A 25913-nucleotide genomic window follows, 5' to 3' on the forward strand; every position below is an offset into this window, starting at 1 on the left:
TGTTCGCATCCCCTTTTCTACGCTAAAATACTGCCGCCTAAGAAAAAAGAAGTACCTCCGGGAGATAAAATGCTTCGCCGCTTTGTACCATTACTGACCTTTGCTGTCCTTTCTGGTTGTAGCCTTACCCAGCCACAACAAGACCAAGAGCAAACTATGCAAGCAATTAACATCATGGAAGATCGTGTCAATTTCCAGCTTGCAACCATGATCAAACAAATTGATGACCAAAACGCTAATATTGATAAGCTAGACAAGCAAATATCTACCTTGTCGGAAGATATGAGCCAACGCTACACGGATTCAACTTTACTTACCTTCACTGAAGAGGAAGAGGAAGAAACACCAATTCCTGCTATTGTCGACAACGATCCACGTATTGCTCACGGCAAAGTTATCCTGGGTGAAGAAGAATGGGTGTGGCTGGATGCGACCCAGAGCTTTTATAAAGCCCGTATTGATACGGGAGCAACGACCTCATCGGTCAGCGCGACCAACGTCCAAATTTTTGAGCGCGACGGTAAAGAATGGGCACGTTTCAATATGAACCATACCTCGGATGAAAACCCGAGTGAGGCTGATATTTTTGAGGCTCCGGTCGTTCGCTGGGTGAAGATCCGCCAAGCCAGTGCTAACGGCGCAAACCGTCGTCCGGTGATCGAAGCGTGGGTAAAACTCGGTCAGCTTCATGAAAAAGCACAATTTACATTGGCAGATCGCACACAAATGACCTATCCAGTATTATTAGGGCGAGAATTTTTCAAAGACATAGCGCTTGTTGACGTAGGTAAAAATTTTGTTCAGGGAATGAATGAGCAACAACTACAACAAAACTAATAACAAATGATGAGGACGTCATGACATCAAGAATCCCGTTTTATTTTCTTATTACCCTGTTAGTCATCGCAGGTGCGGCACTGAGTATGTACCGCCACGATGTCTACGGGGTGCCATGGACGCCGGGTGAAGAGCGTGCGCTATGGGAACTCGAGGCACGCATTGAGTTTGATGCCATTGGTGATCCGGTTAAAGTCTCCATGGCAGCACCGGAAACTCAGCAAGGCTTTACCCAAATTGATGAGAGTACCTCATCACCAGGTTATGGCGTCGCTCTCATTGACACCAACAAAGGCCGACGTGCTGAATGGTCCATCCGCGAGGCGACCGGCAAGCAGATTCTTTATTACAAAACCCAAATGCTGGTCGACGATCAGGCAAGCTTCAACATGGCCCCACCTAAAGGTGAGACCGTTGCAGTTAGCCTTGATAACCCGCAGCAAACTGCCGCTACCGCACTACTTGCCCAAGCTCGCAGCCTGTCTTCCGACAACATCACCCTTACCCGCGAGCTTATTAAGCAATTCAACGATCGCAACAATCAGAATTCTGCCTTGTTGCTCAACAGCCTCAGTCGCGAGCAAGCTATCATCAACCTGCTTTCTCTGGAAAAGGTCCACGCCCGTATTGTCGGGGGCTTACAGCTGGAAGATGGCCGACGTCGCCAAAGCATAACCCAAATGGTAGAGGTGTGGGGTGGCCAAACTTGGGAGCTGTTTGACCTTCAAACAGGCCAAGAAGGCAAACCTGACAATATCCTGCTTTGGAACCAACAAGGGCACTCCCTGTTGGACGTGATCGGTGGTCGCAACTCCAATATCAGTTTCTCGATCATTGCCCAGGACATCACACCGCAACAGGCAACAAGAGAAAAAGTTCAAGCCGAAGACTTACTTAACTTCTCGATCCACAGCCTTCCGGTTGAAGAACAGGCTATGTTCAAGACCATTATGCTTGTACCTATCGGTGCGTTGATTGTGGTATTCCTGCGTATCATTATCGGTCTGAAGACCTCTGGTACCTTCATGCCTGTTTTGATCGCGGTGGCGTTTGTCCAGACCCAATTGGTCACGGGTATTCTCGGCTTCCTACTGATTGTCGGTACCGGTTTGGTGATACGTAGTTACCTGTCTAAGCTCAACTTGCTTCTGGTGGCGAGGATCTCTGCGGTGATCATCACGGTTATCATGATTATCTCGGTATTTACCGTTGTCGCCTTCAAGATTGGCTTGGTCGAAGGCCTGACAATCACCTTCTTCCCAATGATTATCCTATCGTGGACCATCGAACGTATGTCCATCCTGTGGGAAGAGGAAGGCGCGAAGGAAGTTCTTGTCCAGGGTGGTGGCTCGCTACTTACCGCGGTATTCGTGTACTTAGCGATGACGAACCCGTTGATCCGCCACCTGACATTCAACTTTATTGGTATTCAGCTGCTTATTCTGGCGCTGATCCTAATGTTAGGTAACTACACTGGCTACCGTTTGAGTGAGCTACGACGCTTCAAGCCACTAGCGGAGGACTAAACTATGTCACTGTTTTCACAGTTTACGTCTCCGTTCAAGCTGCGTGAGCGCGGTATCATGGGGATGAACCAGCGCAACCACAGCTACATCGGCCGTTACAACGATCGTAGCCTGTACCCGCTGGTTGACGACAAGCTTAAAACCAAGCTGATCGCCAAGCAGGCCGGAGCCACGGTTCCCGAGCTTATTGGCGTTATCGACAGCCAGGTTTACGTTAAGCGCGTCCATGACATGGTTAAAGACTGGCCCGGCTTTGTTATCAAGCCGGCCCAGGGCTCTGGAGGTAAAGGGATCTTGGTTGTGGTCAAGCACAAAGATGGGGTTTACGTAAAACCGTCTGGCGCCGAGATCAACAAGCAGGATGTCGAACGACACATCACCAACACGTTGGCGGGACTGTTCTCTCTGGGGGGCAAAAACGATGTAGCGATGGTCGAAAACCTAATCCAGTTTGATGACGTTTTCGATGGCTTTAGCTATGAAGGCGTGCCCGATGTACGGGTTATCGTTTTCAAGGGCTACCCGGTAATGGCGATGATGCGCTGCTCTACAGCGGCGTCTGATGGCAAAGCCAACTTACACCAAGGCGCAGTCGGTGTGGGTATCGATATCGCGACCGGCAAGGCTATCCGAGCCGTCCAGTTCGACCAACCGGTTGAACGTCACCCTGATACTGACCGCTTACTGAGTGAGCTAGCAGTGCCAAACTGGCATAAGCTACTGACCTTGGCCTCCAGTGCCTGGGAGATGACCGGATTGGGTTACATGGGTACCGACATGGTGCTTGATAAAATTCACGGGCCCATGGTTCTTGAACTTAACGCCCGGCCGGGACTTGCGATTCAAACCGCCAACGGTGCCGGTCTGCTGCCGCGTCTTCAGCATATTGAAAATCTTGGTGTGCCATCCAAGCCGCCAACACCAGAAGAACGCGTCGCCTATGCGGCCGAACAGTTTGGTGTGAAATCAAAGTTCTAATAGTAATAACGTTGATATTCGGTTGTTAACATCGATATTAAGCCCCAGCCTTGTGCTGGGGCTTTTTTCTTTGCTCATCCTATGGCAATAATGAACCTTTGCAGCAGCGTAAAGGACTCATGAATGCACTCCGACACTCGGCAACTCGATCCCCTGTTTGATCAACATATCGACCGCACCAACAGCAACAGTATCAAATGGCAAAAATACCAAGGCCAAGATATTCTGCCGATGTGGGTGGCCGATAGCGACTTCAAGGTACCGCAGGCGGTCACCGATGCTCTGCATCAACATGTTGACCATGGTATCTTCGGTTATGGCAGTGCCCCAACAGCGCTGACCGATCTGATCGTCGAACGGATGCAGCACCTCTATCAATGGCATATTGAACCTGAATGGATTGTTTACCTACCGGGGCTGGTTTGTGGTATCAATTTAGCCGTTCGATCGGTCTGCCAGCCAGAGCAAGGGGTTGCCTGCCCGAGTCCAATTTATCCGCCATTCAAGTCTTCCGCCAAACTGGCCAAACGACCGCTGAGCAAGTTGCCTGTTACGCTTGAGGAACAGCGCTGGTTAATGTCATTAGATGACAGCGCCTTATTGCCTGATACACGATTGCTGTTATTCTGCAATCCGCTTAATCCCGGCGGCACCGTATATCGCAAGAACGAACTGGAAGCCGTTGCTGCATTTGCCCAGCAACATAAGTTAATTGTCTGTTCCGACGAGATCCACTGTGACTTATTGCTAGCACCCAATTGCCAGCACATTCCCTTCGCCAGCCTCAATGATGATGCCGCGCAGCGCTCCATCACCCTGCTTGCACCAAGCAAAACCTTTAATATCGCCGGGCTCGGAGCCTCGATGGCCGTTATTCCCAACCCGACGTTGAGACGAGAGTTCGTCCGCGCCAAGGCCGGGGTCGTACCCGACGTCAATGTACTGGCCTATACCGCCGCTCAGGCCGCCTATGCCCAAGGCCAGCCATGGCTGGAAAAACAACTCGCTTACTTAAGGCGCAACAAGGCCACGGTTGAACAGGCCATCAAGAACATGCCCTACCTTACCATCGCTCCAATAGAGGGAACCTACTTAGCATGGATCGATGCAACAGCATTACCGGTTAGCTCTCCGTTTAAGTTTTTCGAGCAAGCCGGTGTGGGGTTATCACCCGGTGCTGATTTTGGCAACCCAGGCTTTGTCAGGCTAAATTTTGGCTGCCGTCACCACACATTACTGAAAGCATTAAACCGAATGGAAAAAGCCGTTACGACGCTACAAGCACAACAAATGGCGAAAGAGTAACCATTCGATTGCCAACCCATACTTTTAATTAAAGAAATCATCAGCTGTACCGATACAAACCCCATAACACTGGTTTGTTTGATTCGGTACAGTTCTTAATGCAAATTCATTCACTCGACAAAGCACAGCTGATCAATGAAGTTCAGCTTGGTAGCCAACTCAGCCATGCGGTTGAGGGGGGACGTCGTGCCGATTTTGCCTTAATGCTAGCCCTGCTCTCTCCCGATCAACTTGAAACCACCCCCGTCGACGCACTTCCAGCGCAGGGCAAAACCGAACGCGAGCTCCGTGCTTACTTTGAGTTGCCCGAGCCACAGCCGCTTTCGACCAATGAAAGTAGTTATCAAAATGCCGCCCAGCAAGCCAAGGCCTTTCATGAAAGTGGCTTGGCCGATGCACGCCTGCTTGATGGGCTAAAGCCAACGCCACTGTCTTACCCGCCACAAGGCACAAAGGGCATGCCGGAGGAGGTATACCATAACCTTTCTGGCCACGAACGCCGCCTGCTGCCACCAACCGAAGATGCAACGATCAAGGCATCACCTCAGGATCTTTACCTTTCTTTGGTACAAGCCAAACGGTTCGCCGAAATGTACGGTGTATAACCCTCACCTTTACGGTATGAAAGGCAAACTTGCCTAATTTTCATGGCATGTTAGGCCAATTTACCAGTTATAGCGTTGATAAAGCTGTCATTACGGATTTAATTTCGTGACTGCCCTCATAGCTTTGTTACTTGAATGCTGCACTGTGATCACGTTTCACTAACATTTTATTGCTAGGTCGCGAGTTTGGGGGATTATTCACAGACATGCTTTCAGCGACTCCGTAACCTAACTACATGATTTGTAAGTTGGCTTTTTGACAGTAACAGTGTGTCGGCAGCCTAATATAGGAAGAGCTATGAATATCGCACATTCAGTCATTCTCATCACCGCTGCGGGCAGCCCGCTGGGTAAAGCCCTATCGCTGCACTTTGCTTCTCTAGGCGCAAAGCTAGCTTTGGTTGATGAGCGCCAACATGCCCTTAGCCAAACCCTGCAAGCATGCCAGGCCGCAGGCGCTCCCTGTCAATCCTACCTGATCCCAGATCAAAGCGAGAGAACGATTGGTACGCTGATCAACAACATCCACCAGCATTTTGGCAAAATCGAAGTGCTGGTTAATTGCTGGGTGGGGTCAGAATTACCGTTGTTGCTCAGTCCTTCATCAGTGGATAAGTTCAACCGTTCGATGAATGAAAAAGCGACCCCGTTCTTTACCTTCGGCAAACAAACTGCCCATTATATGCGGGATCACAATTGCCACGGCGTCATTATCAACCTGGCTGCGAATGAAGATTGTATCAATAGCTCTGTCCACTCAAGTTCAAAAGCCATCGTATCAGGCCTGACCCAGAGCTGGGCCAAAGAGCTTGCCGAGTTCAAAATCCGGGTCGGAGGTGTCGTGCCACTCAATATCGAGTGTCCCTGCAGTAATCACCCCAGCAAACTGAGCTCACCGCTTCAATATGAGATCGCCCGTAGCGCTGAATATATTGTTGCCAATGACTATTTCAACGGCAGAATGATTGAAGCCGAAGTCAGTTAATATCAACCTGGATAAGTAATACCAACCTACATAAATATTTGATCAGCCTTGCTACTTTTTGGCAGGCAATAAAAAAGCCCGCCAAAATGGCGGGCTAAATTCAGGTAGTCTTTCTTGCGCTAGCTAAGCTAAAACAATGCTTATGCTTCAGCTTTTTCTTTCTTTGCTTTCGCTGCTGGTTTTTCTGCAACTGGCTCAGATTTCTTGATAACTGAAGTACCTTCGTACGTCTCACCTTCAACGTAAGGCTTACCGTAGTAAGCAGCTGTTAGTACTTCTTTCAGCTCGCTGATTAATGGGTAACGAGGGTTTGCACCAGTACACTGGTCATCGAACGCTTCAACAGATAGCTCGTCTAGTTTCGCTAGGAAGTCAGACTCTGGAACACCTGCTGCCTGGATTGACAGTGGGATATCTAGGTCGCCTTTCAGCTCTTCTAGCCATGCTAGTAGACGCTCGATCTTCTGAGCAGTACGGTCACCTTCTTGGCTTAGACCTAGGTGGTCAGCAACTTCAGCGTAACGACGACGTGCCTGTGGACGGTCGTACTGAGAGAATGCAGTCTGCTTAGTTGGGTTATCGTTCGCGTTGTAACGTACAACGTTAGAGATTAGTAGTGCGTTCGCCAAACCGTGTGGAAGGTGGAACTCAGCACCAATCTTGTGCGCCATTGAGTGACAAACACCTAGGAAGGCGTTCGCAAACGCGATACCAGCGATAGTTGCTGCGTTGTGAACTTTCTCACGAGCGATTGGGTCGTTAGCACCGTTCGCGTAGCTCGAAGGTAGGTACTCTTTAAGCATCTTAAGTGCTTGAAGCGCCTGTCCGTCAGAGTATTCGTTCGCAAGAACAGAAACGTATGCTTCTAGTGCGTGAGTCACGGCATCGTAACCACCGAAAGCAGTTAGCGACTTAGGCATATTCATGACTAGGTTCGCATCAACGATAGCCATTTGTGGTGTTAGTTCGTAGTCAGCTAGTGGGTACTTAGCACCAGTCTTGTCGTCGGTAACAACCGCGAAAGGTGTAACTTCAGAACCTGTACCTGATGTCGTCGTGATACATACAAGCTCAGCTTTCTTACCCATTTTCGGGAACTTGTAAATACGCTTACGGATATCCATGAAACGCATCGCTAGTTCTTCGAAGTGTGTTTCTGGGTGCTCGTACATAACCCACATGATCTTCGCAGCATCCATTGGTGAACCACCACCAAGCGCTAGGATTACGTCAGGCTGGAAGCTCTTCATTGCTTCAGCACCTTTCTCAACAACAGAAAGCGTTGGATCTGCTTCTACGTCGAAGAAAGTTTGAACTTCAATGCCTTGCGCTTTAAGCAGGCTAACTACGTCATCTGCGTAACCGTTGTTGAATAGGAAACGGTCAGTTACTAGGAATGCGCGCTTCTTACCTTCTAGGTCGCTAAGAGCGATTGGAAGGCTACCACGACGGAAGTAAATTGATTTAGGTAGTTTGTGCCACAACATATTTTCAGCTCGCTTCGCTACTGTCTTCTTGTTGATAAGGTGCTTAGGACCTACGTTCTCAGAGATAGAGTTACCACCCCATGAACCACAACCTAGAGTTAGAGAAGGTGCGACGTTGAAGTTGTAAAGATCACCGATACCACCGTGGGTTGTCGGGATGTTTACAAGAATACGTGCAGTTTTTAGCTTATCACCGAAGTAACGGATACGGTCTGCGTTTACATCTTGGTTAGTGTAAAGACCAGATGTGTGACCGATACCACCGATCTCAACCATAGTGACGGCCTGAGCAACCGCGTCCTCGAAGTTGTCAGCACGGAACAAACCTAGTGTTGGAGACAGTTTCTCGTGAGCAAATGCGTCGTCGTAAGACACTTTACCCAGGCCTTCACCAACAAGTACTTTCGTATCTGCAGGAACTTTAACGCCCGCCATCTCTGCGATAGCTGCCGCTGGCTGACCAACGATCTTCGCGTTTAGGTTACCGTCGATAAGCAGTACTTTACGTACTTTATCGGCTTCTGCTTTGCTTAGTACATAAGCTTTGTGCGAAGCGAAACGCTCTTTTACTTCGTCGTATACTTCGTCAACTACGATTGCAGCCTGCTCAGAAGCACATACCACACCGTTATCGAATGTCTTAGACATTAGGATAGAAGCAACAGCACGCTTAACGTCTGCAGTTTCGTCGATAACAACAGGAACGTTACCTGCACCAACACCGATAGCTGGTTTACCAGAAGAGTAAGCCGCTTTAACCATACCTGGACCACCAGTCGCAAGGATAAGGTTGATGTCATCATGCTTCATCAGTGCGTTAGAAAGCTCAACTGAAGGCTGGTCGATCCAACCAATGATGTCTTTCGGTGCACCAGCAGCAATCGCAGCATCAAGGACTAGCTTAGCAGCATCGTTTGTTGAGTTCTTAGCACGTGGGTGTGGCGAGAAGATAATCGCGTTACGTGTTTTAAGTGAGATTAGAGATTTGAAGATTGCAGTAGATGTTGGGTTAGTTGTCGGTACGATACCGCAAATAATACCTACTGGTTCTGCGATAGTCATGGTGCCGAACTCTTCGTTCTCGTCCAAAATACCGCAGGTTTTTTCGTCTTTGTATTTGTTGTAGATAAATTCTGAAGCGAAGTGGTTTTTAATAACCTTATCTTCAACAATACCCATACCAGACTCGGCTACAGCTTGTTGAGCTAGAGGAATACGAGCATTGTTCGCGGCAAGAGAAGCTGCGCGGAAAATTTTGTCTACTTGCTCTTGAGAGTATGTAGCAAACTCTTTCTGAGCCGCTTTAACGCGTGCAACCATTGCATCTAGTTCAGCCATATTAGTAACAGGCATAGTTAACTCCTAACTTAAGATTGAAAACTTTTTAGTAAGGATGCGAAAACATCCTTGGGGGTTATCCGGGAGCTATCCTGCTCAAAAAACCGGTAACACACATACTTAGTAAATTGCTTTCAAAACTGATTATATTCTTTCACAGCTCGAAAATAATTGATTTAGATCACTTGTAACCATTTAGAGTTACACCATGCTATTTTTTGACGCATATCACCCAAGACACTAACCTGAATGGTCAAATTGTGACCCGATCGATTAATAACCAACAAACAGCAGCTGTATCACACCGACATCAAGCCATAAAATTACGTAATAAAGCTACACAGTTTGTCATATTTAGTTCATAACGAGAGCTGATTCACACTTTTTAAGGTCACCAATCCAGTTTTGTTTCATTAATGTAGCACGTAATCCGCTCATCAAAGAGTAACCTAAATCAACGCCTTTTACACCACCGCAACAAGATATTCATAAATAACTTTTTATAGGGGTAGATATAACTATTTTTAATTGGTGCAATACAGACTATTGGCTTAAAGTATCGCCGATCAACAGGTTTATACTGTTTTAATCGAAGGTTCGATCACGGGATGAACAAGCCTAGCTGACTTTAGTCACCATTCCCTGCGATGCAATTTCTTACCCTTTGGCTATTCTGGTTACCTGTTGGGCTTAAAACTCCCATAATTAATACTAAAATCTATATGCAAACATTTGAATTAGCCATTTTTCTGCAGTTTTTTGTTGGCCTGATTGCTGCCGTCAACCCGATAGGTATCATGCCGATTTTTGTCTCGCTGACTGGCCATATGAGCCCGGAAGAACGAAACAAAACGGCACTGACGGCCAACATTGCTGTCACTGTTATCCTGACCGTATCACTACTTGCGGGTCAGTTCTTGCTGGACATGTTCAGTATTTCCCTGGACTCATTCCGGGTCGCCGGTGGTCTGCTACTATTAACCATCGCGTTTTCGATGATGAGCGGTAAGCTGGGTGAAGATAAACAGAACAAACAGGAAAAATCCGAATCTGTCAGCCGTGAACAGATTGGCGTTGTACCACTAGCGATGCCATTGATGGCTGGCCCCGGTGCGATCAGTTCAACCATTGTTTATGGTTCACGTTACCCGGGGATGAGCAGCACGGTCGGTATTGCGCTAACTATCGTTGTTTTTGCAACCTGTTGTTGGATGCTATTTCGCGCGGCACCCATTATCGTCCGTTTCTTGGGCCAAACTGGTATCAACGTGATCACCCGTATTATGGGTTTGATTCTAGCCGCGCTGGGTATTGAATTTATTGCCAATGGCCTGCGTACCCTTTTTCCAGGATTAGCCTGATCAATTAAGCGGAAAACCTTCATTTTCTCCCACTCAAATAGCCGAATGTTCACTTCGGCTTTTGAATAACGCCTCCCCCCCCCTTCCGTACTCAATTTAATCAATAATCGCGACTAAAAATTGAGCGGTTTAGCATAACTATAAGATAAATAACTATTTGCGCTTCAGCGTCAACTATACTCGATTTAGTTCCTTTCCACCTACAGACTGCATCAGCCATTATGGGAAGACACGTTGAAAAATAAAGATAAAGTCATAGTTGGATGGCAAGAATGGGTGAGTTTGCCTCAACTTGGAATCGAAAGAATTAAAGCCAAGGTAGATACGGGCGCCAAAACCTCATGTCTACATACATTTGCCATCGAAGAATTTCGCAAGAATGAACAGCTCTGGATACGATTTTGGGTCCACCCCGTTCAGTCAAATGATGAGTTAGTTGTTCAGTGCGAATCACAGGTGTTAGACCAACGGTTAGTGAGGGACTCTGGCGGTCATCAGACACAGCGTTACGTTATTAATACGGAGTTAGTCGCTGGCAATTTATCTTTTCCGATCGAAATGACACTCACTCCAAGGGACAATATGAAATTCCGAATGTTGCTCGGTCGTACATCACTGAAGGCGAAAATGGTGGTTGACCCAGCGAAATCCTTCCTGCTTGCTAAGGAGTAACACGTAGTGAAAATAGGTATTTTATCCCGCAACAAAGAATTATATTCAACTCGCCGACTCATAGAGGCGTGTGAAGCTCGTGGACATGAACACAAAATCATTGATGTGCTTCGTTGTTATATGAACATCAACTCAACATTACCCTCCATTCACCTTAAAGGAGAGGAACTTGAAGGGTTTGATGCCATTATTCCTCGTATTGGCTCATCCGTCACTTTCTATGGATGTGCTGTGTTGCGGCAATTTGAAATGATGGGGGTTTTTCCTGTCAATGAATCAGTCGCTATTACTCGCTCTCGGGATAAATTACGTTCATTACAATTACTGTCGCGTAAAAATATTGGCATGCCCATCACTGGTTTTGCTAGTAAACCGGGTGACATTAAAGATTTAATAAAAATGGTTGGCGGTGCACCTGTCGTCATAAAATTATTGGAAGGCACACAAGGTATTGGTGTTGTGCTTGCTGAGACTCCAAAAGCCGCAGAAAGCGTAATTGAAGCATTCATGGGGCTCAAAGCAAACATTATGGTACAGGAATATATCAAAGAAGCTGGTGGTGCTGACATTAGGTGTTTCGTTATTGGTGATAAAGTGATAGCCGCCATGAAGCGACAAGCACAGGCTGGTGAATTTCGTTCAAACCTCCACCGAGGTGGAGAAGCCTCACTCATACGAATAACGCCAACAGAAAGAAAAACCGCCGTTGAAGCGGCTAAAGTGATGGGACTCAGTGTCGCTGGGGTCGATTTACTACGCTCCGAACGTGGCCCCTTAGTCATGGAAGTGAACTCTTCCCCGGGTCTAGAAGGCATAGAAACAGCAACGGGCAAAGATGTGGCTGGTATGATCATCGATTACATTGAAAAAAATGCCCACTCAAAAAGGACAAGAACTCGTGGTAAAGGTTAAAAAAAATCAGCCTTTTCAATGTAGCGATGCAATCGTAAACCCGGGCGAGAGAGTTAGCGTGGACTTGGAAGTCGCCCGGCTATATACCCATTCAAAACTGTCGGTCACATTAGAAATAGTTAACGGCCGCCTTGCTGGCCCTACATTACTTGTTGATGCAGCTATTCACGGCGATGAGTTGAATGGCGTTGAGGTTGTGCGCCAATTATTAGCCAAAATCGATCCGCATAAACTGAGGGGGACCTTAGTTGCCGTGCCTGTCGTTAACGTGTTTGGCTTTATTCATAAGTCTCGCTATCTACCGGACAGGCGCGATCTCAACCGCTCTTTCCCAGGTTCGCCACGCGGATCCATTGCGGGACGTATTGCCTATCAGTTCTTCAATGAAGTTGTCATGAAGTGCACGCATGTTATTGACCTTCATACCGCTGCCATTCATCGCACAAACTTACCTCAAATACGGGCTAACCTGAGCAATCAAGCCTCCTCCCAAATGGCCATGGCTTTTGGTACACCTGTTGTTATAGATGCTTCTTTGCGTGATGGGTCATTACGCGCCGTAACTGAAAAAGCAAACATTCCCATCATTACTTATGAAGCGGGTGAAGCATTAAGATTTGAACCCTATGCTATCAATGCGGGCGTGAGGGGAATCCACAGGGTCATGAGACAACTTGAAATGCTACCGCAAAAGAAACTACTTAAAACAAAGCAGCCCGTAGTTGCGAGCGCTACCCGATGGATACGGGCAGATCTTGATGGCATTCTTCGCTCCCACGTTGCTTTAGGGCAACGCGTTGAAAAAGATCAGACGATAGCTTACATCAGCGATCCATTAGGCAGCGAGGAATTGGCCGTCAAAGCAATACAAGGCGGCATTGTTATCGGTCAACAAACATTACCATTAGTCAATGAAGGTGATGCTATTTATCACATTGCTTATTTTGATGAACCCGATCACCTTGTAGAAGAAAATGTAGAGCTTTATTTAGATAATGTAATGGAAGACAATGACGTTGAGATAAAAACGGGGTTCGAAATCAATAGATGACCAGTAAAAAAGTCATCTATCAATTTCAATTAATTATTACTACCGTAAGATTATACGCTAACAAATAAGTTTAGTAGTAAAACCGGATACCAAACACATCGTCGGCGTAGTCGAAATCGAGGCTTCCTTGTAAACCGAACTCTTGCGTTCCTTTTTTAAGGTCAACAAAAAACGTTGCAAAAGAGAAAATACTCGAAACGATAAATAGTGCCACTAACTTTTTGTTCATGATAATTATTCATTAGGACTGGCAATTATTATCTTTTTTGCCATATGCATGAATAGTATTGCTGCCGCTATATCTGGTACCGTAATTCCATTTAAACTTAAGCCGTTAAATATTTATCCAGCGGTTGCAGGTTCAGTAATACTAACGACTGTAACAGATGTTGTGGTTTTTTTAGTCTTTCTAGGACTTGGTGCTATTTTCCTTGTTTAGAATTAATTTACATTTATACCAATCTGGATAAGTAGTTGATCAAATATTTATGTAGGTTGGTATTATAGCTAATGTTTTTTATTTTTATAAAATACTATCCCCAAGTAACGTCAAGTTACTGGGGATAGGCACTTAAGTGGATGAAGAACAAAGTATTCTAGTTACATGCTTCACTTTTCCAAACCACTTCCCAAATTCCATAGATAGGGCTTCTTAATACCGATTTACCTACCACGCGCTCTATTCTACTGTCTCTCTGAGCATTCCACCCATAGTCTGGGTACTGGCTATTCATTTGATAATGGTAATTGTCTGAACTGCTGCTAACCTCAAAGCTATCTTTACATGTACCAGTACGTAAATCAGTTTCAATTGATGCCCAGCGTGGTACCACACCGGTGTCTAGATCATGTAAAAAGAATGAGCCGCTATATTCTGTATAGCAATCGCTTGCACTAGAGCACTGCCAATAATGAATGTGTTTTTTTGACCTAAATTCAAAGTGGGGTTGTTTCAAAACAGTACTATTTGACTCACTTATTTTGTTTATTCCGCTTAAATTTAACGCTAGTGTTTGTTCACTAACATCATCATTACTCGAACACGCCACTAAAAATACGACACAAAGTATGAAGCTTATTATTTTAGACATGACGAACTCCTAAGAACTCACGATGAGTAAGGTATGACGAAGTGCGATCATATCGGTTACAACATGATAAACACAGTTCAATATTAGTTCTTAGAAGTAATGCACCCGTCTCACGATTGAGACTCTAGCCTATCTAAATAACTATAGCCTTGATTTGATAGCTGATGATTATTACAGGAAAATAAAAAGCCGGAGCAAAAACTCCGGCTTTTCAATTACGAAAAAGGCTAACCTTTACTTACGACGCCAAGTTGTACCTTGAGGGCCGTCTTCCAGAATGATCCCCATCGCAGTCAGCTTGTCACGGGCTTCATCCGCTGCCGCCCAATCTTTTGCGGCACGAGCATCTAGGCGTTGTTGGATTAGCGCTTCAATTTCAGCCACATCATCGTCTTCACCTGCGCCACTCTGAAGGAAAGCCTCTGGGTCTTGACCCAATAGGCCAAGTACATCAGCCAATTCACGCATACGTGCACCCAGAGCTGATGCCGCGGCAAGATCTTCGGCTTTCAGACGGTTGATTTCACGCGTCATGTCAAACAGTGCCGAGTAAGCTTCTGGTGTGTTGAAGTCGTCATCCATCGCTTCTTTGAAGCGTGTAACAAACTCATCACCACCAGCGGCTTCAACAGAGCTATCAAGACCACGAAGTGATGTGTACAGGCGCTCAAGTGCAGAACGAGCCTGCTTCAGGTTATCTTCGCTGTAGTTTAACTGGCTGCGGTAGTGGCCAGACATCAGGAAGTAACGCACAGTTTCGGCGTCGAAGTGGCCCAATACATCACGGATCGTAAAGAAGTTACCCAAAGACTTAGACATCTTCTCGCGGTCAACCATTACCATACCGCTGTGCATCCAAGTATTCACGTACTGGGAACCTGTTGCACAGCAAGACTGGGCAATTTCATTTTCGTGGTGCGGGAACTGCAAGTCTGAACCACCGCCATGGATATCAAAATGATCACCCAAAATAGCAGAGTTCATCGCTGAACATTCAATGTGCCAACCCGGACGGCCTGCGCCCCATGGTGACTCCCACGTCGGTTCACCCGGCTTGGACATCTTCCACAGTACAAAATCAAGTGGGCTACGCTTAGCCGTTTCGATGTCAACACGTGCACCGGCTTGCAGCTGGTCAAGATCTTGTTTAGATAGCTTGCCGTATTCGTCAAACTTACTCACTTCAAACATTACGTCACCATTATCGGCCACGTAGGCAAATCCGCGCTCAATGAGACGCTCACACATTGCGATAATTTCAGCAATGAAATCAGTCGCACGTGGCTCGATATCGGGGCGCTTCATACCTAGCGAGTCAAAGTCAGCGTGCATTTCGCCGATCAGGCGCTCGGTCAAAGAGTCACAGCTTTCGCCATTCTCTGCTGCACGCTTGATGATCTTGTCATCGATGTCGGTGATGTTACGAACAAAAGTCAGATCGTAACCCGAGTAACGCAGGTAGCGAGAAACCACATCGAATGACACAAAAGTACGACCGTGACCGATGTGACAGAGATCGTAGATGGTAACCCCACAGACATACATGCCAACTTTACCTGGCTGAATGGGTGTAAATTCCTCTTTCTGTCTTGTCAGTGAGTTATAGATCTTCAACATGTCTCTTCGATACTCATTATTGGGGGTTACGGTATAAGGCTGTAATTACACCTTTATTGGCAAGCTAAGGCAAGGAAAAATACCGTTCAGGCGGCTTATGCCCGTGTAAAGTATATCGCCCAGCCGTAAATTTGCGCACCCTACCTTGCCGATGCATCACATGCGAACTAAACGACCTTCATCTATAGTTAGGCAACAGGCTAATTTTTCACCTATTTGAGCCAGAGAAAGCGAACAACGTCAGTTAATATTGACGCCTAGGTCGGTTAAGATAGAATCCAATGTTTAAAGCAATATACACCTATCAAAGGACAAGCTCATGGTAACGCTTCACACTACTTTTGGTGACATCAAAATCCAACTAAACACTGAGAAAGCGCCGGAAACCTGTGCAAACTTCCTGCAATACTGCCGCGACGGCTTCTACAACGGTACGTTGTTCCACCGTGTTATCGATGGTTTCATGGTTCAGGGCGGCGGTATGTCTTCTGGTATGGAAGAAAAAGAATCACGCGCTCCGATCAAGAACGAAGCAAGCAACGGCCTAAGTAACAAGATTGGCACGCTAGCAATGGCTCGCACTATGGAACCGCATTCAGCAAGCTCTCAGTTCTTCATCAACGTGAACGACAACAAATTCCTAGATTTCAAATCAGAGACACCTGATGGCTGGGGTTACTGCGTATTTGCTGAGGTTGTTGAAGGCATGGACGTCGTAAACAAGATCAAAGGCGTTGCAACGGGTAACTGGGGTTACGTTCACCAGGACGTACCGGTAGAAGAAGTTGTTATCAACAACGTAACTATCGAAGAGTAAGACTTCACAAAGGGTGGCCGTTGTGCCACCCTTCCCGCCTATGACCACACTTTTTATTTCTGATCTGCACTTGAGTGCCGACAGGCCAGATATCACCGCCTGTTTTCTTCATTTTATGTCCGCGGAGGCTCGTGGTATTGATGCCCTCTATGTCTTGGGCGATCTATTCGAAATGTGGATTGGTGATGACGACGACTCCCCTTTCCACCAGCAAATTAAAACGGCCTTCCGCCAACTGACCGACAGCGGTGTCCCTTGCTATTTTATCCATGGCAACCGGGATTTTCTCATTGGAAAGCGGTTCAGCCAAGAAACCGGCGTCCAGCTGCTGCCTGAGCACACCGTGGTTGATCTCTATAACACTCCAACTCTGATCCTGCACGGAGATACCTTGTGTACGTTGGATGAAGGCTATCAGCGCTATCGCAAGAAGGTACATAACCGCTTTATTCAATGGCTGTTCTTCCAGCTGCCACTGAGCTATAGGCAGCGTATCGGTGATAAAATGCGTAGCGGCAGCAGCCAAACCAATCAAGCCAAAAGCCAATCCATCATGGATGTAACGCCAGATGAAGTCATCCATGTCATGGCCGAGCATCAGGTCAGGCAGATGATCCACGGCCATACCCACCGCCCTGATTTCCATACCCTTACAGTCAACGAGCAAGCAGCCAGCCGTATCGTGCTTGGCGATTGGTATGATCATGGCTCTGTATTAGTTTGTACCCCGCAAGGCTGCCAGCTCGAAACGCGCGATTTTCAACCGCAATAGCTTCCGGGCCATAATAGTTCCCTTGCGAATATTCAGCCACTCAGAAACAAAAAAGGTACGCCATCGCGTACCTTTATTATATCAAAGAGGCCAACCTCAAAGGGTTATTTACCCAACCCCGTCAATGCCTCGTTTCCAGCATTCGGTCGATCTTTTGCCCACGAGCGGTACATAGTAATTGAGGTATACAACACCACGCCAATCACCAACCACGCCAACAAGTGCAAATCCAATGACTTCACTAAATACGCCGCAATGACCACACAGATAGGGCCAGTAATCGCCACAACCAACGCCGCACGGCTATTAATCCGGTTCATACGAATAAAGCCACCCGCCGAGAAGAAGCTCAAGAAAGCACAGGAACACATCATGATCGGAAAAGCCGCCAACGGATGCATACCCAGCAAGTACACCATGGTCATGCACGGGGCATAAAGGCCAATCCCTACCGTCATTAACGCACCGAACAAGAAGTTACCAGCAATAGCTACCGCCAATTTCCAACCCGTTAGCCCGAGTTCAAGCCCCCCCAAAGGGAAAAGCTTAAGCTGACCGGCCAGCATTAGGCTTGCAACGACCAATAGAGCGATACTCATTACCAAGCGGATCAACTGGCGATCCCAGCTTGACACCAAACGAGCACCAACTGTCGCCCCCAAACACGCAGCCAGCACCATACTAACAAGGGTCGTCGGGTCGACGTCTACAGCCGTCAGGAAAATAAGCGATTGAACCACCGTCGCCAACACCGCCTGGCAATTCAACGTGCCCGGCAAAAGCTGATCATCAATAAGTTTGAACTGTTTATATCCTGCGGTTTTGATGGCAAAGCTACCCACCCCTAAGGTGTCACAAAAGTTGGCAAAGCCACCAATAAGGCCAATGGGTAAAATTTTTGTTTGTGCTTCCTGCACTCGATTTTTTCGCCACGAAACAAGTAGCATGGCGATGAAAATCAGTCCACCTACAAGCAATCCCGCTTGTATGAATGTGAATACTGTCATGAGTTACACAAATTTTTTCGGAAAGGCGCGGATTATCCATTATGCTCGAGCATATTTCCATGCTTGAAATCATGACAAATAATAAGAAACAGTAACACTGTCTTAATCGGGTTATTTTTGTCATAATTTGTACGAAAAGCCATACATCAGTCATGAAATGCAACCGCGTTTATAATGACTACCATGCCTAAGAACGACTATTGTTTACATGAATTCATATCTTGCCAGACAGCCTGTACTAAATAGGGAAAAGGATACCATCGGTTATGAGTTGCTATTCCGAGATGGCCCGAAAAACAGCTTCCCTGATATTGGTGACGAGCAGGCAACTCATCGCCTGCTGACAGATAACTTTTTAAGCTCTGGCAATAGTGATGTGACCTCGGGAAAAAAAGCCTTTGTTAATTTCCCACACTGTAGCCTGATCAACCGGGTACCGCTGCTATTTCCTAAAAAAAGCTTCATTATTGAAATACTGGAAACTTGCCAGCCTGATGATGAGCTTTGGGAAGCCGTGGTAGAACTTCACCGAGCCGGTTATACCTTAGCCTTGGACGATTTTACTCCTAGCCCTGAATGGAACCGCTTTATCCCGTATGTTCATATTATCAAATTTGATCTTCGGGTGACGCCATTGGCCAAGGCGAGCTTTTTTATCCGCCGCCACAAAGAAAAAGGCAGCCGCCTTACCTTTCTGGCAGAAAAAGTTGAGACCCATGCCGAGTTCATGGCGGCCAGCGAAGCCGGATTTGACCTGTTCCAAGGCTATTTTTTCAGCCGCCCTGAAATCGTGCGTAAGAAAGCGCTCAAGCCTTCTGCCCTCACGACTTTGCGACTATATCGTGAAATAATCTCTGCCGAAGTCGACTTTAACAAGGTAGAGCAGATTATCGCCACCGACTTAACGCTGTCATACAAGTTGCTGCGCCATGTCAATAACATGACTTATACCCGCGCCAAGCCCATCTCCTCCTTCAAACAGGCATTGGTGTATTTAGGCGAAGAGAAACTACGACGCTTTGTGACCTTTGTTGCGACCTCCCATGCGGTTGAAAACAAACCCGAATCGCTTTACTTCTTATCGCTACAGCGCGCCCGCTTCTGTGAACAGTTAAGCCAACAATTCCAGTTACGAATAGACAGTAACCAAGCCTTCTTAACCGGTTTATTTTCCCTGCTCGATTCTATCCTCGAGCAACCTATTGAAGCGCTGATTGACCAATTACCACTGGATAAACCCGTCCAGCACGCCCTCATTAACCGCAAAGGCCACCTAGGGGGACTATTGCGCCTAGCTATTGCCTACGATCAAGCTGACTGGCAGACCATTGAACGGCTGTGCAAAGCACTAACGATTGATGAATCAATCGTTGCAGAGGCCTATCTTGAATCTTTAAAATGGGCAACTGTCTTTGAGCAAACATTACCGAGTAAACCATGACCCAATCCCCCCTGTCGTGTCCATGTGGCAGCCAACGTCCGCTGGCTAAGTGCTGCCAACCTATCCACCAAAATCCAAGTTTAGCTAACCACCCAGAGCAATTGATGCGCTCCCGTTACAGCGCCCACGTGCTGGGGTTAGTCGATTATGTTGTGGCAACCTACCACCCTAGTTGCGAAGCAGAGCAACACCGTGAAGCGATTGCCGAATCGGTCAATAGCCAATGGCTGGGTCTAGAGGTAATCAACAGCGAAATTGCGACAGAGACCGAAGGTTTTGTCGAGTTCAAAGCGTTTTATCAAGATGGCGACGAGCAATACTGCCTACACGAACGCTCTCGCTTCATCAAAGAGGCAGTTAATGACCAACTCCAATGGTTCTACATTGACGGCGAATACCCAGGGCCTTCAAATTCCGAAGAGCACCGTGCAGCTGTCGAGAAGCATAAGCCAACCTCAGCAGTAAGCGATAAGATCGGCCGCAATGATCCTTGCCCATGTGGTAGTGATAAAAAATACAAAAAGTGTTGCGGTTAATACCAACCGATACCTTCATTTAGCGCCCCTGCCTATGCAGGGGAGCTTTCTCTTCCAGAACATTATTCACCAATTCGAATAACCACCTTCTAGGTTGTCTTTACTCTCCCCCAGATCACCGTTAACGGTTCGTAAAACACCTTGTTGCAAACGCGCATGCAGCATCTTGTGGTAACCGCTTAAAAACGTCTAATATCATCGCATCATCCCTATAGTTGACTGTATTTTACCCATCACCTAATCACCGCCTGATAAATTTTTAATATTTCCGTAAAATTGCTATTGCAAAATAAATCCAGCTTCGTTAGTGTGAATCACAAGCAAGCGTTAATAATGATTTATACAGAGTACATAACTATGCGTATCCCAATGGTAAACTTTCACCACCATCATCATCCTGATTAGTCTTTCGGGAGGATACGCCTCGCTCTGGAAGACGCAAAAAATACTCTTCCAGCGGTCGTCATAGTACAGATTACAAGGCCCTCGGAAGAGACATCTTCCGAGGGTTTTTTCGTTTTCAGGCTCAACATCGAGTAACAGGGATTAAAACAATGCAGACACAACGACTACGAATTGCGATTCAAAAAAAAGGACGCCTGAGCAAAGAGTGCCAGGAACTGCTTAAGCGCTGTGGCGTGAAGTTCAACATGTTGGGCGAGCGCTTGGTGGTACACTCTGAAAACATGCCAATTGACCTACTGCTGGTACGTGATGATGATATCCCAGGCCTGATCATGGACGGTGTGGTTGACCTTGGTGTCATTGGCGAAAACGAACTGGAAGAAGTCGGCCTTGAGCGTGAAGCCCGTGGTGAGCCAGCAAACTACATCAAACTTCGACGCTTGGACTTCGGCGGTTGCCGCTTGTCGATTGCCATCGACAAAGATGCCCAATACAACGGACCTCAGGACTTGCAAGGTAAGCGGATTGCGACCACCTACCCGCAGTTGGTAAAGCGCTATATGGACGAGCTGGGCGTGACTTTCAGTACCTGTATGCTTAACGGCTCAGTCGAAGTTGCCCCACGAGCTGGACTTGCCGATGCTATCTGTGACTTAGTCTCAACTGGGGCAACACTGGAAGCCAATGGCCTAAAAGAAGCAGAAGTGATCCTTCGCTCTAAAGCGGTTCTTATCCAGCAGACTGGTGACCTAGCTGCTGACAAGCAAGCCCTTATCGAGCGTTTGCTAACCCGTATGCAGGGTGTCATCCAAGCCAAAGAATCCAAATATATCATGCTGCACGCGCCAGCAGAGCGCCTTGACCAAATCAAAGCACTGCTACCGGGCGCTGAAGATCCAACCGTGTTACCTCTTTCACAGGATAAAAGCCGCGTAGCCGTTCATCTTGTTAGCTCCGAAAACTTGTTCTGGGAAACCATGGAACAACTTAAAGAACTGGGCGCTAGCTCAATCCTGGTTCTACCAATTGAAAAAATGATGGAGTAAGCAATGAAAACCGTTGTGTGGCAATCCCTTAGCATAAACCAACAAGAAAACCTGCTTGAGCGCCCAGCAATCACCGAAGGCGCCAACATCACCGCGATTGTTGCCAATGTGATTGCTGACATCCGCAATCGTGGCGATCAGGCCCTGCTTGAGCTGACTGAAAAGTTTGACGGTGTTAAACCTGATAGCATCAAGGTCAGTGAAGATGAAGTATCCGCCGCCTGTGCGAGGTTGAGCGATGACATGAAGCAGGCGCTACAGCAGGCCTACAAAAATATCGCGACCTTCCACAAAGCGCAAAAACAACCCACTTTGCGGGTCGAGACCCAACCGGGTGTAGTGTGTGAACAAGTGACCCGCCCGATCAACTCTGTGGGCTTGTATATTCCGGGCGGCAGCGCCCCATTGCCATCAACGGTTCTCATGCTTGGTGTACCAGCCCAGATTGCAGGCTGCCGCGAAGTGGTACTTTGTTCACCGCCACCGATCGCCGATGAAATCCTCTATGTCGCCAAGCTGTGTGGCATTACCAATATCTATAACGCCGGTGGTTCGCAAGCTGTTGCCGCCATGGCTTACGGCACCGAGACCGTGACCAAGGTGGATAAAATTTTCGGCCCAGGTAATGCGTTCGTTACCGAAGCTAAGCGCCAGGTCAGCAATGACTTTCGCGGCGCAGCGATTGATATGCCAGCAGGCCCATCCGAAGTCTTGGTCATTGCCGATAACAGTGCCGATCCTGATTTCATTGCCGCTGACTTGCTCAGTCAAGCCGAGCACGGCCCTGACTCACAGGTCGTCCTGCTCACACCGGACCCAAGTATTGCCGATCGTACCGCCGATGCGATCCAACAACAGCTCAAGGCCCTACCCCGTGCAGACATTGCCCGCCAGGCGCTTGGCTCAAGTATTTTGATTGTGGCCGAAAGCCTGACCCAATGTGTATCGATTTCCAACCACTACGGTCCAGAGCACTTGATTGTTCAAACCCGCAATCCGCGAGATCTGGTATCGCAACTGGATAATGCAGGATCAATATTCCTCGGTAACTGGTCACCGGAATCGGTGGGCGATTACGCTTCCGGAACCAACCATGTATTACCAACGTACGGCTACACCCGTACTTATTCAAGCCTGGGTTTAGCCGACTTCAGCAAACGCATGACAGTACAAGAGCTCAGTGCCGATGGCCTGAGAGAGTTAGCGCCAACAGTTGTCGCTATTGCCGAAGCCGAAGGTCTCGATGCCCATAAACGTGCAGTCACAATCCGTATGGAAAAACTGATCGGCACAAACGATGTAAACAATGAGGCATAAAATGAAAATAGATCAACTGGCACGGAAAACAGTTCGCGAGCTGACACCTTACCAGTCAGCACGTCGCCTTGGTGGCAGCGGTGATATCTGGCTCAATGCCAACGAGTCGCCTTTTGCCAATGAATATAACATCAACTGCGATCGCCTCAATCGCTACAGCACCTGCCAGCCAGCAGAGCTAATTGCAGCCTATGCCGATTACGCTGGTGTCCGCCCAGAGCAGACCCTGACCTCACGCGGCGCCGATGAAGGTATTGAGCTGCTGATCCGCGCATTTTGCGAGCCAAACCAAGATAGCATTCTATACTGCCCACCAACTTACGGTATGTATGCCATCAGTGCGCAAACCTTCGATGTCGGCACCAAGACCGTTCCGCTGACCGAAGAGTGGCAGCTTGATCTTGAGGGCATCCGCGACAACCTCGATGGGGTTAAACTGGTCTTTGTTTGCAGTCCAAACAACCCAACAGGCAACCTGATCAAGCGTCAGGATATCGAAACCTTGCTGGATATGACTCAGGGCAAGGCACTGGTTGTGGTCGATGAGGCATACATTGATTTCTGCCCTGAGGCCACAACGGCCAATATGCTGGATCAATACCCGAACCTGGTTGTGCTGCGTACTCTGTCTAAGGCCTTTGCCCTTGCCGGTCTGCGGTGTGGATTTACCTTGGCCAGCCCAGAGGTCATTGATCTGCTATTAAAAGTCATTGCCCCCTACCCAGTATCGGTTCCGGTAACCGATATCGCGGTGCAAGCGCTGTCCCCTGCTGGTCGCGCCAAAACCAAATTCCAGGTACTGGATATCGGTGCCAACCGCGCTTATCTCCAAGCTGGCCTCGGTATGCTGAAAAACGTGACCGTTTTTGAAGGCTACGGCAACTACCTACTGGTGAAATTCCCCGATGCAGAGGCCCTGTTTAACGCCCTGTGGGATCACGGCATTATCCTGCGCCGTTCACCAATAGAAAACTGTATCCGGATCAGCATCGGTAACCGCGACGAATGTGAAAAAACACTGGCCTTCATCCGAGAGCAGCTAGGACAAAACTAAGAGAAAAGGACAACACTGTGAGCAAGGAAAAAATCTTATTTATCGACCGTGACGGCACCCTGATTGTTGAACCGCCTATTGATTTTCAGGTCGACCGCCTAGACAAGCTCAAGCTGGAGCCCTTTGTGATCCCTGCATTGCTAAAGCTTCAGGATGCAGGTTACAAGTTAGTGATGGTCACGAACCAAGACGGCCTTGGCACCAGCAGCTACCCACAAGAAGAGTTCGATGCCCCGCATAACATGATGATGGAGATCTTCGAGTCGCAAGGAGTGAAATTCGACGATGTGCTGATCTGCCCGCACTTCAATGAAGACAACTGCAGCTGCCGCAAGCCAAAACTTGGGCTCGTCAAAGACTACCTTCAACAAGGCAAGGTGGATTTCGAAACATCGGCAGTGATCGGCGATCGCCAAACCGATCTCCAGCTGGCTGAAAACATGGCTATCCGTGGTATCCAGTACACCCCGAACTCTAGCGAAGAGGACGGCATGAACTGGCAACAGATCGTTAAAGATCTAACCACTCGCCCACGGATCGCCGAGGTGGTGCGCACCACCAAGGAAACCGATATCCGAGTCAAGGTTAACCTGGATGAAACTGGCGGCAACCACATTGCCACCGGCCTTGGCTTTTTCGACCACATGCTGGATCAAATTGCGACCCACGGCGGTTTCCGCATGGAGCTGACCGTCGATGGCGATCTGCACATTGATGATCACCACAGCGTAGAAGATGCAGCGCTGGCACTGGGTGAAGCCTTGAAGACGGCCCTTGGCGACAAACGCGGGATCGGCCGATTTGGTTTCAGCCTGCCAATGGACGAATGCCTGGCCCAGTGTGCACTGGATCTATCCGGCCGCCCATTCTTGAAGTTCGACGCAACGTTCAGCCGTGAGCAGGTAGGTGATTTATCGACGGAAATGGTCTCGCACTTCTTCCGCTCACTAACCGATACTCTAGCCTGTACGCTGCACCTGTCATCGACCGGTAACAATGATCACCACATTGTCGAAAGCCTGTTCAAGGCCTTTGGTCGTACCCTGCGCCAAGCTATTCAAGTGGAAGGCAACGAGCTGCCAAGCAGCAAGGGAGTATTGTAATGTCAGCGCCTAACCAACAAGTCGTTATTATCGATACCGGTTGTGCCAATGTGTCATCAGTGCGTTTTGCCATCGAGCGGCTAGGCTACCCGGTAACGGTAAGTAAAGATCCCGAGGTCGTTTTGGCAGCAGACAAACTCTTCTTGCCAGGCGTCGGCACTGCCAGCGAGGCAATGAAAAACCTCGAAGAACGTGATCTTATCAACCTGGTAAAGAAGGTTGATAAGCCGCTGCTTGGTATATGTTTGGGGATGCAGCTCCTCGGTGAGCTGTCGGAAGAGCAAGGACAAAGCGGTACCGAAAAGGTCGATTGCCTCGGCTTGTGTGGCGCGCCGGTGAAAAAGATGCAAACCGGCAATCTGCCCCTGCCTCACATGGGCTGGAACACCGTTGCCGCGGAAGCTGAACACCCTCTATTTAAAGACATCCCAGCAGAGAGTTACTTTTACTTTGTTCACAGCTATGCGATGCCAGTGTTCGGCGAACCAGAATCTGAGCAAGGTAAAGGTCGAACGATTGCCCGTTGCGAATACGGACAACCATTCACCGCAGCGGTACAGAGCGGCAATTACTACGGCGTGCAATTCCACCCTGAACGCTCAAGCAAAGCCGGCTCGCAACTGATCAAAAACTTTCTGGAAATGTAAGGA

Annotated in this window: 25 protein-coding genes and 1 other annotated feature; of the genes, 20 read left to right on the forward strand and 5 right to left on the reverse strand. The window is 47.8% G+C overall.

Going from position 1 to position 25913, the window contains the following annotated elements:
• The first annotated feature begins 69 nt into the window (after positions 1–69).
• From ACVA53_RS07505 to ACVA53_RS07530, 6 genes are all read left to right on the forward strand, one after another.
• Positions 70–837 (forward strand): ATP-dependent zinc protease family protein, encoded by a 768-nt coding sequence (locus ACVA53_RS07505; RefSeq protein ID WP_446504821.1) that lies wholly within the window; start codon positions 70–72, stop codon positions 835–837.
• A gap of 20 nt (positions 838–857) precedes the next feature.
• Positions 858–2363, forward strand: a complete 1506-nt coding sequence (locus ACVA53_RS07510; protein ID WP_255040095.1) for an inactive transglutaminase family protein — start codon at positions 858–860, stop codon at positions 2361–2363.
• A 9-nt stretch (positions 2364–2372) separates the two neighbouring features.
• Positions 2373–3341: an alpha-L-glutamate ligase-like protein gene (locus ACVA53_RS07515; RefSeq protein ID WP_446504842.1), complete on the forward strand. Its 969-nt coding sequence runs from the start codon at positions 2373–2375 to the stop codon at positions 3339–3341.
• Between the two features lie 123 nt (positions 3342–3464).
• Positions 3465–4646, forward strand: coding sequence for a MalY/PatB family protein (locus ACVA53_RS07520; RefSeq protein WP_446504822.1), 1182 nt, complete (start codon positions 3465–3467; stop codon positions 4644–4646).
• A gap of 98 nt (positions 4647–4744) precedes the next feature.
• Positions 4745–5251, forward strand: coding sequence for a VC2046/SO_2500 family protein (locus tag ACVA53_RS07525; RefSeq protein ID WP_255040097.1), 507 nt, complete (start codon positions 4745–4747; stop codon positions 5249–5251).
• Between the two features lie 298 nt (positions 5252–5549).
• The gene (locus tag ACVA53_RS07530; protein ID WP_255040098.1) at positions 5550–6236 is read left to right on the forward strand and encodes an SDR family oxidoreductase; all 687 of its coding nucleotides are present in this window, start codon (positions 5550–5552) and stop codon (positions 6234–6236) included.
• Between the two features lie 140 nt (positions 6237–6376).
• On the opposite strand, the gene adhE is transcribed toward ACVA53_RS07530, so the two are convergent.
• Complete coding sequence (adhE, locus tag ACVA53_RS07535; RefSeq protein WP_255040099.1) at positions 6377–9076, reverse strand: bifunctional acetaldehyde-CoA/alcohol dehydrogenase; 2700 nt, start codon at positions 9074–9076, stop codon at positions 6377–6379.
• A gap of 707 nt (positions 9077–9783) precedes the next feature.
• Between adhE and ACVA53_RS07540 the strand changes: the two genes are divergently transcribed.
• From ACVA53_RS07540 to ACVA53_RS07555, 4 genes are all read left to right on the forward strand, one after another.
• Entirely contained in the window at positions 9784–10422 is a 639-nt protein-coding gene (locus ACVA53_RS07540) for a YchE family NAAT transporter (RefSeq protein ID WP_255040100.1), read from the forward strand.
• 234 nt (positions 10423–10656) lie between these two features.
• Complete coding sequence (locus ACVA53_RS07545) at positions 10657–11094, forward strand: ATP-dependent zinc protease family protein (protein ID WP_255040101.1); 438 nt, start codon at positions 10657–10659, stop codon at positions 11092–11094.
• 6 nt (positions 11095–11100) lie between these two features.
• Positions 11101–12006, forward strand: a complete 906-nt coding sequence (gene rimK, locus ACVA53_RS07550; protein WP_255040102.1) for a 30S ribosomal protein S6--L-glutamate ligase — start codon at positions 11101–11103, stop codon at positions 12004–12006.
• The gene (locus ACVA53_RS07555; protein ID WP_446504823.1) at positions 11993–13057 is read left to right on the forward strand and encodes a succinylglutamate desuccinylase/aspartoacylase family protein; all 1065 of its coding nucleotides are present in this window, start codon (positions 11993–11995) and stop codon (positions 13055–13057) included. Before rimK ends, ACVA53_RS07555 begins: the two co-directional genes overlap by 14 nt.
• Positions 13058–13127: 70 nt before the next feature.
• Here ACVA53_RS07555 and ACVA53_RS07560 read toward each other — a convergent pair whose 3' ends face one another.
• Positions 13128–13286, reverse strand: coding sequence for a hypothetical protein (locus ACVA53_RS07560; RefSeq protein WP_446504824.1), 159 nt, complete (start codon positions 13284–13286; stop codon positions 13128–13130).
• A gap of 18 nt (positions 13287–13304) precedes the next feature.
• On the opposite strand from ACVA53_RS07560, the gene ACVA53_RS07565 reads away from it, so the two are divergent.
• A complete protein-coding gene (locus tag ACVA53_RS07565; protein WP_446504843.1) occupies positions 13305–13496 on the forward strand; it encodes a magnesium transporter in 192 nt (63 codons plus the stop codon).
• 157 nt (positions 13497–13653) lie between these two features.
• On the opposite strand, the gene ACVA53_RS07570 is transcribed toward ACVA53_RS07565, so the two are convergent.
• On the reverse strand, positions 13654–14148 hold the full coding sequence (locus ACVA53_RS07570; protein WP_446504825.1) for a hypothetical protein: 495 nt from the start codon (positions 14146–14148) through the stop codon (positions 13654–13656).
• 234 nt (positions 14149–14382) lie between these two features.
• Positions 14383–15765 carry a cysteine--tRNA ligase gene (cysS, locus tag ACVA53_RS07575; RefSeq protein ID WP_255040107.1) on the reverse strand — a complete coding sequence of 461 codons (1383 nt, stop codon included), beginning with the start codon at positions 15763–15765 and terminating at the stop codon, positions 14383–14385.
• A 319-nt stretch (positions 15766–16084) separates the two neighbouring features.
• Between cysS and ACVA53_RS07580 the strand changes: the two genes are divergently transcribed.
• Together ACVA53_RS07580 and lpxH are read left to right on the forward strand one after the other, a co-directional pair.
• Positions 16085–16582, forward strand: a complete 498-nt coding sequence (locus tag ACVA53_RS07580; protein ID WP_255040108.1) for a peptidylprolyl isomerase — start codon at positions 16085–16087, stop codon at positions 16580–16582.
• Positions 16583–16622: 40 nt separating this feature from the next.
• On the forward strand, positions 16623–17354 hold the full coding sequence (gene lpxH / locus ACVA53_RS07585) for a UDP-2,3-diacylglucosamine diphosphatase (RefSeq protein WP_446504844.1): 732 nt from the start codon (positions 16623–16625) through the stop codon (positions 17352–17354).
• A 104-nt stretch (positions 17355–17458) separates the two neighbouring features.
• Here the strand turns inward: lpxH and ACVA53_RS07590 are convergent, their stop codons facing one another.
• The gene (locus ACVA53_RS07590; RefSeq protein WP_446504826.1) at positions 17459–18361 is read right to left on the reverse strand and encodes a sulfite exporter TauE/SafE family protein; all 903 of its coding nucleotides are present in this window, start codon (positions 18359–18361) and stop codon (positions 17459–17461) included.
• A 208-nt stretch (positions 18362–18569) separates the two neighbouring features.
• Here ACVA53_RS07590 and ACVA53_RS07595 point away from each other — a divergent pair, with 208 nt between their 5' ends.
• From ACVA53_RS07595 to hisH, 7 genes are all read left to right on the forward strand, one after another.
• On the forward strand, positions 18570–19802 hold the full coding sequence (locus ACVA53_RS07595) for an EAL and HDOD domain-containing protein (RefSeq protein ID WP_446504827.1): 1233 nt from the start codon (positions 18570–18572) through the stop codon (positions 19800–19802).
• The gene (locus ACVA53_RS07600) at positions 19799–20338 is read left to right on the forward strand and encodes a YchJ family metal-binding protein (protein ID WP_446504828.1); all 540 of its coding nucleotides are present in this window, start codon (positions 19799–19801) and stop codon (positions 20336–20338) included. The genes ACVA53_RS07595 and ACVA53_RS07600 overlap by 4 nt, the downstream gene beginning before the upstream one ends.
• A 380-nt stretch (positions 20339–20718) precedes the next feature.
• Positions 20719–20856 (forward strand) — a sequence feature (His leader region).
• A gap of 36 nt (positions 20857–20892) precedes the next feature.
• Positions 20893–21789: an ATP phosphoribosyltransferase gene (gene hisG / locus ACVA53_RS07605; protein WP_446504829.1), complete on the forward strand. Its 897-nt coding sequence runs from the start codon at positions 20893–20895 to the stop codon at positions 21787–21789.
• A 3-nt stretch (positions 21790–21792) separates the two neighbouring features.
• A complete protein-coding gene (hisD, locus tag ACVA53_RS07610) occupies positions 21793–23106 on the forward strand; it encodes a histidinol dehydrogenase (protein ID WP_446504830.1) in 1314 nt (437 codons plus the stop codon).
• Positions 23107–23113: 7 nt separating this feature from the next.
• Entirely contained in the window at positions 23114–24160 is a 1047-nt protein-coding gene (hisC, locus tag ACVA53_RS07615; protein WP_446504845.1) for a histidinol-phosphate transaminase, read from the forward strand.
• 17 nt (positions 24161–24177) lie between these two features.
• Complete coding sequence (gene hisB / locus ACVA53_RS07620; RefSeq protein WP_255040115.1) at positions 24178–25263, forward strand: bifunctional histidinol-phosphatase/imidazoleglycerol-phosphate dehydratase HisB; 1086 nt, start codon at positions 24178–24180, stop codon at positions 25261–25263.
• On the forward strand, positions 25263–25910 hold the full coding sequence (gene hisH, locus ACVA53_RS07625) for an imidazole glycerol phosphate synthase subunit HisH (protein ID WP_255040116.1): 648 nt from the start codon (positions 25263–25265) through the stop codon (positions 25908–25910). The genes hisB and hisH overlap by 1 nt, the downstream gene beginning before the upstream one ends.
• The last annotated feature ends 3 nt before the right edge of the window (positions 25911–25913 follow it).

The organism is Photobacterium sp. DNB23_23_1, from assembly GCF_052873815.1.

Excerpts from the sequence above, each read along its gene's own strand:
- ACVA53_RS07530 (WP_255040098.1), top strand. The coding sequence starts at position 5,550 with ATGAATATCGCACATTCAGTCATTCTCATCACCGCTGCGGGCAGCCCG.
- ACVA53_RS07505 (WP_446504821.1), top strand. The coding sequence starts at position 70 with ATGCTTCGCCGCTTTGTACCATTACTGACCTTTGCTGTCCTTTCTGGT.
- ACVA53_RS07595 (WP_446504827.1), top strand. The coding sequence starts at position 18,570 with ATGAATTCATATCTTGCCAGACAGCCTGTACTAAATAGGGAAAAGGAT.
- cysS (WP_255040107.1), bottom strand. The coding sequence starts at position 15,765 with ATGTTGAAGATCTATAACTCACTGACAAGACAGAAAGAGGAATTTACA.
- hisH (WP_255040116.1), top strand. The coding sequence starts at position 25,263 with ATGTCAGCGCCTAACCAACAAGTCGTTATTATCGATACCGGTTGTGCC.
- ACVA53_RS07580 (WP_255040108.1), top strand. The coding sequence starts at position 16,085 with ATGGTAACGCTTCACACTACTTTTGGTGACATCAAAATCCAACTAAAC.
- hisG (WP_446504829.1), top strand. The coding sequence starts at position 20,893 with ATGCAGACACAACGACTACGAATTGCGATTCAAAAAAAAGGACGCCTG.
- ACVA53_RS07590 (WP_446504826.1), bottom strand. The coding sequence starts at position 18,361 with ATGACAGTATTCACATTCATACAAGCGGGATTGCTTGTAGGTGGACTG.
- lpxH (WP_446504844.1), top strand. The coding sequence starts at position 16,623 with ATGACCACACTTTTTATTTCTGATCTGCACTTGAGTGCCGACAGGCCA.
- hisD (WP_446504830.1), top strand. The coding sequence starts at position 21,793 with ATGAAAACCGTTGTGTGGCAATCCCTTAGCATAAACCAACAAGAAAAC.
- ACVA53_RS07520 (WP_446504822.1), top strand. The coding sequence starts at position 3,465 with ATGCACTCCGACACTCGGCAACTCGATCCCCTGTTTGATCAACATATC.
- ACVA53_RS07540 (WP_255040100.1), top strand. The coding sequence starts at position 9,784 with ATGCAAACATTTGAATTAGCCATTTTTCTGCAGTTTTTTGTTGGCCTG.
- ACVA53_RS07525 (WP_255040097.1), top strand. The coding sequence starts at position 4,745 with ATGCAAATTCATTCACTCGACAAAGCACAGCTGATCAATGAAGTTCAG.
- adhE (WP_255040099.1), bottom strand. The coding sequence starts at position 9,076 with ATGCCTGTTACTAATATGGCTGAACTAGATGCAATGGTTGCACGCGTT.
- ACVA53_RS07510 (WP_255040095.1), top strand. The coding sequence starts at position 858 with ATGACATCAAGAATCCCGTTTTATTTTCTTATTACCCTGTTAGTCATC.
- ACVA53_RS07600 (WP_446504828.1), top strand. The coding sequence starts at position 19,799 with ATGACCCAATCCCCCCTGTCGTGTCCATGTGGCAGCCAACGTCCGCTG.
- ACVA53_RS07560 (WP_446504824.1), bottom strand. The coding sequence starts at position 13,286 with ATGAACAAAAAGTTAGTGGCACTATTTATCGTTTCGAGTATTTTCTCT.
- ACVA53_RS07570 (WP_446504825.1), bottom strand. The coding sequence starts at position 14,148 with ATGTCTAAAATAATAAGCTTCATACTTTGTGTCGTATTTTTAGTGGCG.